Here is a 13,987-nt window from a genome sequence, read left to right on the forward strand (position 1 = left end):
AGCAGAGGATGATCGAGGTCTCACGGTTTTGGCGCGACCCTGCCTTGCCGTTCGTCGAAGCCCGACGGGTAGGGGACGGGCGCAAGGTGTGCTACGCCGCGCACTCCCACGAGAGCTTCTCCATCGGTGTCATCACGGGGGGGCGTAGCACTTACATCAACAGTGACCAGTGCGTTGAGGTTGGGGCGGGTACCACGGTGTTGATGAACCCGGGCGTGGTGCATACCTGCAACCCTGTCGCCGGGGAAGCATGGTCTTACCTGATGCTGTTCGTCGATCAGCCTTGGTTGAGGGCATTGGGTTTTACCCTGCCAACGCAGACCTGGAGCCGCTCGCCTGTGTTGTATCGGCGGCTGTTGCAGGCCTTTGCCGACCTGTTCGATGCCAGGCTGCCTGATCGTGAAGCCCGCCTGGCGGCCCTGTTCGTCGAGTTACCGGGCATGCTTGGCGGTAATGCCAGCGAGATTGACCAGGGCAATCCTCGGCTGGATGCAGCGGCAGCTTTCATACGTGCCCATCGCAGTGACCCGCTCAGCCTTGAGGATATCTGCGGGGCTTGCGGCCTGTCTCGGTCCTACCTGATTCGTGCCTTTCGCCAACGCTTTGGCCTGACGCCGCATGGCTACCTGCTAGATCAGCGCGTGCAACTGGCCCGGGCGCAGCTGCGCCAGGGCCGGGCCATTGCTGACGTTGCACAGGAGGCCGGGTTTGCTGATCAGGCGCACCTGCAGCGGGCATTCAAACAGCACCTGGCGGCGACACCGGGGCATTACAGAAACGCCGTCGCTAGCCTGGGCGCTCCTGCAGGAGCCGGGCAAGCCTTAAAGGATCAGGTAAACCGCGCTGGCGAGCAATAACACGGCCAGGCTCCGATTGAGCATGCGCAGGTGACGTGGGTTGTCCAGGTACTGGCGAATCACACTGCCGGCCCAGGCCCAGCAGGCCACCGAGATGAAACAGATTGGGCCGTAGATCCAGGTAAACAGCCACAGCAAGTGCTGTTCTCCTCCGGTGTAGGCTCCCACCCCGGCAACGGCTGCCAACCAGGCTTTGGGGTTAAGCCACTGCATCGCTGCGCCGTGCCAGGCTGAAGGGGCATGGGTAGGCTGTGCGTTGTTCAGGTTACCGTCGTCACTGGCCAGTTTCCACGCCATGTATAGCAGAAACGCCACACCGCCCCAGTGCAACATCAGGCCCAACAGGGGCCAACGCAACAGCAGTTGATGCAGGCCCAGCCCTACCAGCACCAGCAACAGGCAGAAGCCCAGCGTGGCGCCGGCTACATGTGCCACGCTGGCGCGCAGGCCATGGCGGGCACCACTGCCAAGTGCGACGATGTTGACCGGGCCGGGGGAGATCGAAGCCGCAAGCGCGAAGGCGGCCATGGACAGGTATAGGCTCATGAGGAAGATCCGCGTGGTTGGGGAGGCGTTATCCTCGCGTGGCTGGCATTCTGATGTATTGAACAAAAGTACCTGCGCACGACTCGCGCCTGCAGGGCTGATGGCGATGCAGGGTTGTTACAGGTTTTGTAATAGTTTTGCGCTACTACAGAAACCTGCTGTGCTTGTAGCATCGTTCTCCCAATTTGTTATCAAGGTCTATATGAGCACCTTCGCGGAGCCCCCCAGTCTTCGGCCTTTCTGGCCATCCTTCCCCCGTCCTTGTGACGTGCCCCTCGTGAGTACCCGCTAATGGAATGGCTAGCCGACCCCACGGCCTGGTTAGGCCTGTTGACGCTTATCGTCCTCGAGCTGGTGCTGGGTATCGACAACCTGGTGTTCATCGCCATCCTTGCCGACAAGTTGCCGCCCCATCAGCGCGACCGCGCGCGGGTCATTGGCCTGAGCCTGGCGCTCATCATGCGTCTGGGCCTGTTGGCCAGCATTTCGTGGATGGTCACCCTTACCGCGCCGCTGTTCGAAGTGTTCGACAAGAGCTTCTCTGGCCGTGACCTGATCATGCTGTTCGGTGGTGTGTTCCTGCTGTTCAAGGCCACCATGGAGCTGCATGAGCGCCTGGAGGGTCACGTGACCCAGGCCAGTGGCACGCTGCGCCATGCCGCGTTCTGGCCGATCGTTGCCCAGATCGTGGTACTGGACGCAGTATTCTCGCTGGATGCCGTGATCACGGCGGTGGGCATGGTCGATGAGCTGTCCGTGATGATGATCGCGGTGATCTTCTCGATCGGTATCATGATCGTTGCCAGCAAGCCGCTGACCCGCTTCGTCAACGCCCACCCCACGGTGATCATGCTGTGCCTGGGCTTCCTGATGATGATCGGTTTCAGCCTCACCGCAGAAGGCCTGGGTTTCCATATCCCGAAAGGCTACTTGTACGCGGCCATCGGCTTCTCGATCCTGATCGAGATGTTCAACCAACTGGCCCGTGCCCGCCGCAAGCGCAGCTTGCAACAGCATCGGCCGTTGCGCGAACGGACTGCCCATGCCGTGCTGCGCCTGCTGGGCGGCCGCCGGGTCGAGGCTGACGAGGTAGGCGAGGAAATTGCCGACCTGGTCGAGGGCGGCGGGGAACAGGTGCTGTTCGACCGGCGTGAGCGGGTCATGATCAGCGGCGTGCTGAACCTGGCTGAGCGGCCGATTCGTACGGTGATGACTGCCCGTGCCGAGGTTGACGTGATCGACCTGGCGCAACCGGCCGACGCCACTGCCCAGGCCCTGGCCAATTCGCCGTACTCGCGCCTGCCGCTGATCCGCGATGGTCGCGTGGACGAGCCCTTGGGCTTTGTGCACAAGAAGGAACTGCTGAAAGAACTGCTCTCGGGCAACCAGCCCGACCTGGAAAACATGGCCCGGGCGCCGTTGAACCTGCTGGAGAGCTTCAGCATCCTCAATGCCCTGGAGCAAATGCGCGCTCAGTCGACCCATATTGCCTTCGTGGTCAACGAGTTCGGTGACTTCACCGGGCTGCTGACCATGACCGACATCCTTGAGTCGATTGCCGGTGAGCTGCCGGATGCCAGCGAAGTTGAAGGCCCAGGCATCGTTCAGGAGGGGGAAGGCTTTGTGGTCAGCGGCGCGCTGAACCTCAGCCAGGTGCAGGCGCGTACTGGCTTCAGTGCCCGTGCTACCGAGGATTACCAGACCCTTGCGGGCCTGGTGATGAGCTTGCTCGACCGTCTGCCGATGGTCGGTGACCGGCTGGCCTGGAATGGCTGGATGCTGACCGTAGAGGCGGTTGAAGAGCGACGGGTGCGCCAGGTTCGGCTCACACCGAACCGCGACGCTGACGTAGCAGGTGCTTGAAGCCTTCAAGCACCAGCACCAGTACCGCGGCCCAGATTGGCAGGTAGGTCAGCCACTGATCCGGGCCGATGGTTTCGCCCAGCAGCAACGCCACGCCCACCAGCAGCACGGGTTCGACGTAGCTGAGCAGGCCGAACAGGCTGAATGGCAGCATGCGGCTGGCCAGTACGTAGGCGATCAGCGCCGAAGCGCTGATCGCGCCAAGGATTGGGATCAACACGTAGAGCCCCGGGTGTGCTTGCAGGTCGGCGCTGGACAGTGGGCTCTGGATCACGAAGTACAGCGCCCACGGCAGCAGCAGGCACATGTCGCACCACAGACCGCCCAGGTGGTCGGTGCGGCAGCGTCGGCGCAGCACGAAGTAGACCGGGTAGCCCATCGTGACCAGCAGGGTCTCCCAGGCAAAACTGCCATTTTGGTACAGCTCGTGGCCCACGCCCAGCGCGGCGCAGGCCACGGCAACCGTCTGCAGGCGTGACAGGCGCTCGCCATATACCAGCCGCCCGGTCAGGACCATGGCCAGTGGCAGCAGGAAGTAACCCATCGACACTTCCAGGCTGCGCCCATGCAGGGGCGCCCAGAGAAACAGCCACAGCTGCACCCCCATCAACCAGGACGTGCCGACCATGCCGAGCAACAGCACCGGTGTGCGTTTCACCCGGCCCATCAGTTCACCCACCCGCTTCCAGTCTTTCGAGACAAGCATGAACAAGGTGAGGCACGGCAGTGTCAGCAGGGTACGCCAGCCAAAGATTTCTTCGCCATCGAGTGGCTTGAGCAGGGAGGTATAGAAGTACATCACAGCGAACAAACAGGACGCCATGACCGATGAAACAATGCCTTTTGACACGAATGCCTCGAATACGGGAATTGAGCGGGTTGATCAGCCGCGCATGATCTCAGGGGGCGCGCCTTGCGGCAACTGCGTTGCGCCCGGGCGAGTGGCCAGGGCTTCGAGGAACTGGGCGGCTGGCATGGGCCTGGCGAACAGGTAACCCTGCTGGAAGTCCACCCCGTGCGCGGCCAGGTAGTCGCGCTGCATGGCGGTTTCCACACCCTCGGCGACGATGCCCAGGTCCAGCTTTCCTGATAGCTCGATGATGGTCTCGAGAATGTGTACTGACAGCGCATCGGCGCCGATCATGGCAACAAAGCTCTGGTCGATCTTCAGGTAGTCGACCTTGAATTGCCGCAGGTAGTTGAGGCTCGACTGGCCTGTGCCGAAGTCGTCGAGGGCGATCATCACGCCCATGGCGTGCAGCTTTTCGAACAGCTCAAGGGTGACCGGCGTGGGCTCGATCAGCTTGCGCTCTGTCAGCTCCAGGGTCAGCACCACCCGGCCGGGCGGAAAGTGCTGCAGGAATGTGCGGCAGTCATCCAGCAGGCTGAGGTCGCGGCAGTGGTCAGCGGTGATGTTGACACCAATATGGAAGCCGTCTTCCAACAGGCCGGCATAGGGCGCCAGGCTTTGCGCGGTATGTGTCAGCAGCGCGCGGGTCATGGCGACAATCTGCCCGCTGTGTTCGGCATAGGGGATGAACAGGTCGGGGCGAACCAGGCCCTCTCGCGGGTGGTGCCAGCGCATCAGCACTTCCGCGCCAGCCCAGCGGTAATCGCCCTTGCGCACCACCGGCTGAAAATACGGCAGGAATTCATCGGCCTGCAGGGCACGCTCCAGTTCGGCACGCGGTGAGGTGGCGCGGCGAATCTGCCAGCGGCACACCAGCGCCGCCAAGGCACCCAGTACCAGCAGCAGACTGAGCAGGCCAGGGTAGTGGCTGCGTAACAGTTGGCCTTGCTTGTCGGCACTGTAGCCGCCCTGCACGCTGAAAGGGTAGCGGGTTGAGCCAATCAGCACGTTGGCGCTGGGGGCGGCAGGGGATACGCCTTTGTGGACCACCCCGTCCTTGCCCATCCAGGCGTCGCCCACGCGGATCTGCAGTTCTTCATCGGGACCGATCAGGCGCAGTGCAGTCAGCAGGTGGTCGCCATCCACCGTGGTGATTGCACCGTGGTCGCCGTCGCTGGCACGGTAGACCAGCAGCGGGTGGCCCGGCGTAACCGAGTTGCCGTCCATCAGCCATAACTTGCCGTCGACGTAATCGCCAGGATTGACCGGTTCTTCGAACTCGCCGAACAGCGAAGTGCAATAAAGGTTGTTGTGCCTGAACAGGTTGGTCGAGCGCACGAAGGCATTGCGGGTAACCTGGGCCCGTAGCATAAGCTTGACCTGCTCGCATGGGCTGTCAGTCAGTGGAAGCAGCGAATTGGCGGCACGGGACAGGTCGTCGAGAATGTGTTCGACGTGCTCCAGTGCCTGGCGGGTGGTGGCCTGGCTGCTGGCCTGCATTTCACGCTCGACCTGCCAGTTCATCACGGCCAGGCCGCACATGACCGGCAGCACGCCGACGACCCAGGGCAACAGCGTGCGCCAGCTGAGTGTGGCGCGGCGTTTGACGGTAAGGGGCATGCTGACCTGACTATCATGAAGTAAAACGAGAGGATAGCCGTTTGTCGGCGCGTACGAGTAACTAAAACGCGACAAACCATTTTACGCAATGTAGAATCGATTTACGAATACAACAATAAGGTCCTTCACTTCCGAAGGATCAAGCCCGCCGAGAATGGGTCCATATGACATACCATGGGTTCAAGCTGATCATAGGTGATTACCTCGCCCGTAGCGTGCGGGGCATTCCGTGCTCACCGCCGTTCCTGTTCCACATCCCACGCAATCAATAATTTTCGCTGCAGATGAGAACACGAACATGGCTGATATCTTCGAAAATCCAATGGGCCTGATGGGCTTCGAATTCATCGAACTGGCTTCGCCGACCCCAGGCGTACTTGAGCCTGTATTCCAGATACTGGGCTTCACCAAAGTGGCCACCCACCGTTCCAAGGATGTGCACCTGTATCGCCAGGGTGACATCAACCTGATCCTGAACAATGAACCCAAAAGCATCGCCTCGTACTTCGCCGCTGAACACGGCCCGTCGGTGTGTGGCATGGCCTTCCGCGTGCGCAATGCCCATGAGGCTTATGCCCGCGCCCTGGAACTGGGCGCCCAGCCGGTAGAAATCGAAACCGGCCCGATGGAACTGCGCCTGCCGGCGATCAAGGGCATCGGCGGGGCACCGCTCTACCTGATCGACCGCTTCGAGGAAGGCAGCTCGATCTACGATATCGACTTCAACTTTATCGAAGGCGTGGATCGCAACCCGGTGGGGGCTGGCCTGAAAATCATCGACCACCTCACCCATAACGTTTACCGCGGGCGTATGGCCTACTGGGCCGGGTTCTACGAGAAGCTGTTCAACTTCCGCGAAATCCGCTACTTCGACATCAAGGGCGAATACACCGGCCTCACTTCCAAGGCGATGACTGCTCCTGATGGCATGATCCGCATCCCGCTCAACGAAGAGTCGTCCAAGGGCGCGGGGCAGATCGAAGAGTTCCTGATGCAGTTCAACGGTGAAGGTATCCAGCACGTGGCCTTCCTGACCGATGACCTGCTCAAGACCTGGGATGCCCTGAAGGGGCTGGGCATGCGCTTCATGACCCCGCCACCGCAAACCTACTACGAAATGCTCGAAGAGCGCTTGCCTGGCCATGGTGAGCCGGTCGACCAACTGCAAGCGCGTGGCATCCTGCTCGATGGCGCCTCGCAGCCCGAAGACAAGCGCTTGCTGCTGCAGATCTTCTCGGAAACCCTGCTTGGCCCGGTCTTTTTCGAGTTCATCCAGCGCAAAGGTGACGATGGCTTTGGTGAGGGCAACTTCAAGGCATTGTTCGAATCCATCGAACGTGACCAGGTACGCCGTGGCGTGCTGAGCACAGACTGACCGCCCTGGAGTACCGTCGTCGTCATGCTCGTTCGGCGGCGGTACCCCGCCTGTTTGCACGTGCCCTGAACAGGGCCAGATAAACGATCGAGCCGGTCACGATCCCCACCAGCATCAGCGAGGGTGCGATCTGCAGCACCGACTGGCGGATTTCCTGAGCGGTGAAACCCTCCGGGTAGCCACCTTTGACCGTGTAGCCATATCTGGCCGACATTGCGCTAGTAAAAAACTCGGCCTGTGAAGGGCGTTCAAGGCCGCGGCTGTCACCATTGCTCCATATGTAGCGGTCGCCAAACTCGACCAGCAGTGTCAGCCCATCCTGAAAGCCATCCAGTTCGTTGCGAATCTGCATGGCATAGGCTGTCACGATCACGCCATTGTTCTTGCCTTTTTGATGAAAGTCGACCAGCAGCTTCTGGCGCGTGTCAGGAGGGCCGTAGGACAGTGCGACCCGCTGGCCGGACAACGCGAACGATGAATAATGCTCCAGCGAACCTGAAGCCGTGCTGCAGTAAGGTTGATTGTCTTTGAGTAAGGTCAATGACCTGACCATGGAGCGAATGGCAACCTGGTCCTGCAAGGCACTTTTGACGTCGTCGCAAGCTTGCCCTGCAAATGGCAGGGTACGCAGGGCCGTCTCGTGCATTCTGTCCAGTGCATTGTCGACGCTGAACACCGCCTCCTGAACGGAGATGTCCGCGTTTTCCGCAAGTTTTGCTTCCAGCTGGAAAGCCATCACCAGCAAACCGGAAACCACAGGCACCAGCGCCACTGCAATGAGCAGCAGCAGCTCCACCATGCTGCGCCCTGCGTGCATGATTTTCGACATAGGCTAATAGTTCTCCGCTCTGAAACTGTTCGTGGTGAACAGCTGAGCCCTGAGCCTATGTATTTGCTGTCCGGGCTGCTGTAGTCCGGCTGCAGTTGAAACGGTAGGAAATCGAGCGCCTTGATGTAGCTAACTGCCGTTGAGCTTTTTAAGCACTGCTTCGGCCAGCAAGGCAGTGGAAGCGGGGTTCTGCCCGGTGATCAGCCTATCATCGTCGACCACGTACGGCTTCCACGGATCATCATGTTTGCTGTACTCACCGCCGCGAGCCCCAAGTTCGGTCTCCGTCAGGAACGGCACTTTGTCGTCCAGTTCGACCAGTTTTTCCTCTATGTTGGAAAAGCCGGTCACCTTGCGGTCTTTGAGGAGCAGGCAGTTGTTACTCAGCTTGATGTTCAGCAGGCCGACAACGCCGTGACAGACTGCTGCGACAATGCCACCTTTTTCGTAGATTTTGCGTGCCAGTTCCTGCAACGGCTGGTTATCGGCGAAGTCGTACATCACCCCATGCCCACCGGTGTAATAGATGACGCTGTATTCGTCGGCCTTCACCTGGCCTGGGGCCAAGGTACTGCCCAGGCGCGTCATGAAGCGCTTGTCGTCGTACCACTGCCAGTCCAGGTCAGGGGCCATATGCAGGCTTTTCGGGTCGACGGGAACGTAGCCGCCCTGCGGGCTGACATAATCGACCGTATAGCCGGCCTTTTCGACTTTCTCGACAAAGTGTACGGCTTCACCCAACCACAACCCGGTTGCCCGTTTGAGGGTTGGATACTTCGCGGTATTGGTCAGCACCACCAGAATTTTCTTGCTCATGACCCTGCTCCCGTCGGCAACCTGAATGGGCCTGTGCTCCCTGGCCCGAGGGAAAACCTAAATAGCATAGCTGTCACCTGCAAGTACGCCATGGCATGCAGTATATGCTGTGCTAACTTGAACAGATTCCACGGGCGAGCCTTGGGCCTGGCGACACCGTGGTCAACCCTGAGCATTGCTGGAGTCACGATATTGGTCGCAAACGGTACGCCACGCGAGCCTGCACCGCAGGTCATCCTGCATTCGCCTGCTTTGCCATCGATCGAGCCGATGGGCGAGCGGATAGCCCAGTTCGACTGGTGGCGTACCTCGCTTGGGCCATTGTCGCGCTGGCCTGCCTCGTTGCGCATTGCCGTGGACATGATGCACTTGTCGCCCTTTCCGTGTGCGGTGGTCTGGGGGCCAGACCTGTGTGTGGTGCATAACGACGGCTACCGGGCGTTGCGGGCATTACCGGATGCGCTGGGCATGGCGTTCGATACCCTGTGGAATGATATCTGGCCAGCAGTGGGGCCCTGGGTGTTCAAGGCACTGGAAGGCCACTCGAATTTTGTCGAAGACCCACCCCTGCGCATCGTCCGCAGTGAGGGCACCGAACCGCTATGGTGTGCATTCGGTTATGCACCCCTGCACGATGAACTCGGTAACGTGGCCGGGTTTCTGCATACGGTGATCGAGACCACAGCCAGCGTCGAGGCGCACCGCCATTGGCGTGAACAGGTCCAGAGCTTTGAACGCCAGGTTGAGCACCATGTGGCCGAGCGAGAGCAGTTCTGGTTGCTGTCGCGCGAAGCGATGATGATGCTTAGCCCTGAATTGAGACTGCATGCTGCCAATCCGGCCTGGTACCGCATTCTGGACTGGACACAAGAGCAGGTGCAGGAGATGTCGGTGATGGAACTGGTGCACCCGACAGAGCGTGCCGAAGTGCGATTGGCAGTGTCCGCGCTGCTGCAATGCAGCCAAGCGGAGCAGTTGGAGATCCGGCTGCGACACCGCGATGGCCACTACCACTGGTTTCGCTGGCGCGCGCGGTTTGACGGCAGCCTGCTGACTGCGGTTGGCCGGGACATCACCGCAGACCGTGAAGAGGCGGCGCGTCAGGCAGAGGCGCTGATGCGCAATAGCGAGCGCATGGAGGTGGTTGGCCAGTTGGCAGGTGGCATGGGCCATGAAATGAACAATTTGCTGTCCGGTATCGGTGGCAGCCTAGAGCTGCTGCAACGGCGCCTGCAGGAGGGGCGGCTGGAGCGGGTGGGGGCCTACGTGGATGTTGCGCGCGACTCGGTGCAGCGGGCCATGGACCTGACCCATCGGTTGATTGCATTTTCTCGCCATCAGCCATTGGCCCCTCGGCCACTGGACTTCAATCGGCAATTACCTCTGAGCGAACCTCTGTTGCTGCGGGCCTTGGGGGCAGAGATGCGTTTGCACTGGCAACTGGATGTTACGCCCTGGGCCGTGAGCCTGGACGTGCCCCAACTCGAGAATGCCTTGATCAATTTGTGTGCAAATGCGCGTGAAGCGTGTCTGGAGCAGGGCAATGTCACCATCAGCAGCGTCAACGAACGGCTGACAGCCTTTTTCCCGGACGAGGGGGGCTTGCCGCCAGGCGACTATGTGGCCTTGCATGTCGAGGACGATGGCCATGGCATGTCAGCAGTGGATATCGCCAGGGCTTTTGAACCGTTCTACACCACCAAGCCGCTCGGTCGTGGGGCCGGGCTTGGTCTGTCGATGGTGTATGGCTTTGTCCGTCAGTCAGGCGGCTATGCCTGGATCGAGTCGACGCCGGAACAGGGCACCAAGGTTTCCATGCTTTTCCCGAGGAGCCATGAGCAGGTTCCCGCTGAGCCTGAGCCAGTAGCCTTTTCGCAGCGCATGGCACGGGGCGAGCGCCTGCTGCTGGTGGATGATGAGCTTGATCTGCGCGCGGTCATGCGCGAGTACCTGACTGAGCGTGGTTTTGACGTCACGGATGTGGGCGATGCCAATACCGCACTGGAGCGCTTCCGCCATGGCGGCCCTTTCGATCTGGTCATAACCGATATCGGTTTGCCGGGTGGATTCAGTGGCCGGCAAGTGGCCAAGGCCATGCGCATGCAGCTTGCACAACAGAAAATTCTGTTTATCACCGGTTATGCGGACCAGTCTATCGAAGCGCAATTGCTCGATCAGCCTGGCACTGCATTATTGAACAAGCCGTTTTCGCTGGCACACCTTGCCGATGAGGCGCTACGCATGCTTGACGCGTAAGGCGCTTCAAGGGTTGCCTAGAATCTGTGTCACTTGAGCCTGCAACTGCTGCAACTCGAACGGCTTGCAGATCAGGTGCATGCCAGCGCCCAGGAAGCCTTCACGGGCCATGGCTGTTTCCGCGTAACCGGTGATGAACAGCACCGGTAATTGTGGCCGCAGGCTGCGGGCAATTTCTGCCAGTTGCCGGCCGTTCATGCCGGGCAAGCCCACATCAGTGACCAGCAAATCCACCGGTTGTGCCGAGCGCAGCAGCTTCAGGCCCTCGTTGGCGTCGGCTGCGCTTTGGCAGGGGAAGCCGTTTTCGCGCAGCGCCTGGCAGAGCAGTTGGCGCACATGGGGATCGTCTTCGACAATCAGCACGTGTCGGCTGCAGCCGTCTTGCCTGGGCGGCACAGGCTTGCTGGATGACAGGGCCTGGCCGAGATGGCGCGGCAAATACAGCTCCACTTGGGTACCCTGGCCAATCTCGCTGCTGAGGGTGATATGCCCGTGGGACTGCTTGCTGAAGCCGTACACCATGGACAACCCCAGGCCAATGCCCTGGCCGGTCGCCTTGGTGCTGAAGAACGGTTCGAAGGCGTGCTCCAGTGTGCTCTGTGCCATGCCCTGGCCGCTGTCGATGATCCGCAGGCGCACATAATCGCCAGTGCGCAGAACGCCGCCAGCGGCCTGCTCGGTGGTGATGTGATGATTGTTTGCCTCGATGCGTAGCCGGCCACCGTTGGGCATGGCTTCGCTGGCATTGAGCAGCAGGTTGTCGAGGGCTTCTTGCAACTGCTGGTCATCCGCCTCCACGGGCCACAGGTTTTTGGCCGCGTGCACTTGCAGGGTTATTGCCGGGCTCAGGCAGGCCTTCAGGCGCTTTACATCGAGCAAAGTAGGCAGGTCTATACGTTGGCTGTGCAGCGATTGGCGGGAAGAGAAGGCAAGCAGGCGGTGGGTCAGGCGGGCGGCGCGTGAGACGGCCTCGCGGCCCATACACAGAACGCCATCCAGGCCGTCGCCGCGGCCTTGGCGCAGGCGTCGCTGGATAAGTTCGAAACTGCCGCTGATGCTGGTGAGCAGGTTGTTGAAGTCATGGGCGACGCCGCCGGCCAGTTGGCCGATGGCCTCCATCTTGCGTGCCTGGTAGCGGGCGAATTCACTGTGCTCCTGCTCCTTGCCTGGCGTTGAAGGCTGGCCGTCCAGGCGCTGCTGCATGCCATAGAGCTGGTCACGGGTAACGTACTGTCGCCGGCGGTTGCGCAGCGCGGACCGGGTCATGTGCAGCAACTGGGCATTCTCGAAGGGCGCGACCAGCCAGAGAAGATTACCCACCGGATGATGACTCACGCAAGCTGCCGACCAGGCACCCTGGGTCACCAGCACAATGGGCAAATCCGACCAGCTCGGTTGCTGGTCGATGAATGCCTGTAGCAAGGCACTTGGGCCTTGGTTGAACACCTGCTCGGCAATGATCGCCAAGCCTGCGCCTTCGGCCAGACGCGCCTGCAGGTTGGCCAGGTCGACCGCGCAGAGGCTGTTGATGCCGGCAGAAGAGAGCAGACGCGAGGTGTCCGCCGCCAGTTCTGGCGGTGCGAGGATCAAGGCACGTTCATCCAGCGCCAACGAACTGGCCAAAACGACTCTCCTTTAGGGTGGCCTGATACCCACTGGACCTTGCTACAACCTCAGGGTTCAACTGAATCCAGGTTCTGCCTACAGGCCTTGTTGCAGTGCAGGGTCGTCCGGGTTTTGGCGCTCCAGCTCGGCTAGCGATACTTGCACGTTCTGCAGTTGGCCGGACTCTTTCCAGTACTGGATCAGCAGCACCCGTGCCCGGCGATTGGCTGGCTGGCGATTGAGTATGGTTTCCAGTTGCTTCTGGGCGGCGTCGAGCTGGTCCAGTTCATGCAGGGTGACCGCCAGTGTGTAGCGGTAGTCGGCGTTGTCCGGGTCCAGTTCCACGGCGCGGGACAGCGCCAGCAAGGCATACTCACGCTGTTCGTGGCGATTGAGCCAAAGCCCTAGCTCATACTGCAGAAAGGCCGAGTCGGGGCTCAGCGCAAGTGCTTTGCCCAGGACCTGGCGGGAGGCATCGTGATGGCCCTGGCGCTCGAGCAGACGTACCTGAGTCGCCAAGGCTTCAAGGTTGCCGGGGGCGACCGCGAGCGCACGGTGCAGGGCCGCCGCGGCGTGCGTGTAGTCGTTTTCGTGCAGGTAAAGGCGCGCCAGGTGCACCTGGGCGTCGGCATCTTCGGGTTGTTGCTCCAGGGCCTGTTGGTATTGTTCCAGTGCTGACTGCAGCGGGCCGAAATAGAGGCCGATGGCGTCGGGATCGAGGCCCAGCAGGGCATCCACGGCGGCAAAGCGCACGCTTTGCTCGCCGTCGTCCAGCAGCGGGCCGAGTACCAGGCTGCGCTGTGCGGGCGGTAACAGGCGGCGGATACTGGCAATGGCCGCTCGGCGCACCAGCGGGTCGGCCTGTTCCAGGTCCTGTCTGGCCAGTTTCAATGCCTGCGGCGAGGGGTAGTTGGGCAATTCGGCGTAGAGCGCCGCCCGGCGGATGGCAGGCAGGTCGTTACGCTGCAATTGCTGGTACAGCACCCGTGCGGCACCGGGCTGGCCGTCGTGGGCAAGGCGCAGCGCCTTGGCGTAGCTGTGTGCAGGCAAGTTCGGCGGGCTTGGCGGGGTGTCGCGCCACAGGTAGCCGAACAGGGCCGATACCAGAACCAACAACAGCAGGGCGATCAGGTAGCGGTTGCGTCTGGGCATCGGACGATCCGTGGCGGCGGGAAGGGCTGAGCTTGGGCCAGCCGGGGGGTAAATGCAACCGAGCCGGCCAAGCCGCTTGCCATGAGCCAAGCCTGCGCTGGCATTCCATGCATTGTGTATTGTTGTAAATAAATGGCAAACGTAAAAAAGCCCCGTAGACCATGGCCTGCGGGGCAAGAGGTTGGGGGAGGAGCCAACCAAAGGAGCCGTTGAAACGG

11 protein-coding genes are annotated in these 13,987 nt (G+C 61.1%); 4 read left to right on the top strand and 7 right to left on the bottom strand.

Annotated elements, in window-relative coordinates; genetic code table 11:
• Positions 1–8: 8 nt before the first annotated feature.
• Positions 9–857: an AraC family transcriptional regulator gene (locus tag INQ47_RS01990; RefSeq protein ID WP_404700931.1), complete on the top strand. Its 849-nt coding sequence runs from the start codon at positions 9–11 to the stop codon at positions 855–857.
• On the opposite strand, the gene INQ47_RS01995 is transcribed toward INQ47_RS01990, so the two are convergent.
• Positions 822–1,403 (bottom strand): LysE family translocator, encoded by a 582-nt coding sequence (locus tag INQ47_RS01995; protein ID WP_404700932.1) that lies wholly within the window; start codon positions 1,401–1,403, stop codon positions 822–824. The two genes, INQ47_RS01990 and INQ47_RS01995, sit on opposite strands and share 36 nt — an antisense overlap.
• 291 nt (positions 1,404–1,694) lie before the next feature.
• On the opposite strand from INQ47_RS01995, the gene INQ47_RS02000 reads away from it, so the two are divergent.
• Entirely contained in the window at positions 1,695–3,266 is a 1,572-nt protein-coding gene (locus tag INQ47_RS02000) for a TerC family protein (RefSeq protein ID WP_404700933.1), read from the top strand.
• On the opposite strand, the gene rarD is transcribed toward INQ47_RS02000, so the two are convergent.
• Both rarD and INQ47_RS02010 read right to left on the bottom strand, forming a co-directional pair.
• Positions 3,229–4,116, bottom strand: a complete 888-nt coding sequence (gene rarD, locus INQ47_RS02005; protein ID WP_252460093.1) for an EamA family transporter RarD — start codon at positions 4,114–4,116, stop codon at positions 3,229–3,231. The two genes, INQ47_RS02000 and rarD, sit on opposite strands and share 38 nt — an antisense overlap.
• 33 nt (positions 4,117–4,149) lie before the next feature.
• Positions 4,150–5,736, bottom strand: coding sequence for an EAL domain-containing protein (locus INQ47_RS02010; RefSeq protein WP_404700934.1), 1,587 nt, complete (start codon positions 5,734–5,736; stop codon positions 4,150–4,152).
• A gap of 298 nt (positions 5,737–6,034) precedes the next feature.
• Between INQ47_RS02010 and hppD the strand changes: the two genes are divergently transcribed.
• Positions 6,035–7,111, top strand: coding sequence for a 4-hydroxyphenylpyruvate dioxygenase (hppD, locus tag INQ47_RS02015; RefSeq protein WP_028697182.1), 1,077 nt, complete (start codon positions 6,035–6,037; stop codon positions 7,109–7,111).
• 22 nt (positions 7,112–7,133) lie between these two features.
• Here hppD and INQ47_RS02020 read toward each other — a convergent pair whose 3' ends face one another.
• Entirely contained in the window at positions 7,134–7,940 is an 807-nt protein-coding gene (locus INQ47_RS02020; RefSeq protein WP_252460091.1) for a CSS-motif domain-containing protein, read from the bottom strand.
• 129 nt (positions 7,941–8,069) lie between these two features.
• On the bottom strand, positions 8,070–8,756 hold the full coding sequence (locus INQ47_RS02025; protein WP_404700935.1) for a type 1 glutamine amidotransferase domain-containing protein: 687 nt from the start codon (positions 8,754–8,756) through the stop codon (positions 8,070–8,072).
• 192 nt (positions 8,757–8,948) lie between these two features.
• Between INQ47_RS02025 and INQ47_RS02030 the strand changes: the two genes are divergently transcribed.
• Positions 8,949–11,012 (top strand): ATP-binding protein, encoded by a 2,064-nt coding sequence (locus tag INQ47_RS02030; RefSeq protein WP_404700936.1) that lies wholly within the window; start codon positions 8,949–8,951, stop codon positions 11,010–11,012.
• Positions 11,013–11,018: 6 nt separating this feature from the next.
• Here INQ47_RS02030 and INQ47_RS02035 read toward each other — a convergent pair whose 3' ends face one another.
• Positions 11,019–12,635: a response regulator gene (locus INQ47_RS02035; RefSeq protein ID WP_404700937.1), complete on the bottom strand. Its 1,617-nt coding sequence runs from the start codon at positions 12,633–12,635 to the stop codon at positions 11,019–11,021.
• 78 nt (positions 12,636–12,713) lie between these two features.
• Entirely contained in the window at positions 12,714–13,769 is a 1,056-nt protein-coding gene (locus INQ47_RS02040; RefSeq protein WP_252460087.1) for a tetratricopeptide repeat protein, read from the bottom strand.
• Between the last annotated feature and the right edge of the window lie 218 nt (positions 13,770–13,987).

Origin of the sequence: Pseudomonas sp. 3HC3 (assembly GCF_044904505.1) — a bacterium.
GTDB lineage: Bacteria > Pseudomonadota > Gammaproteobacteria > Pseudomonadales > Pseudomonadaceae > Aquipseudomonas > Aquipseudomonas putida_Y.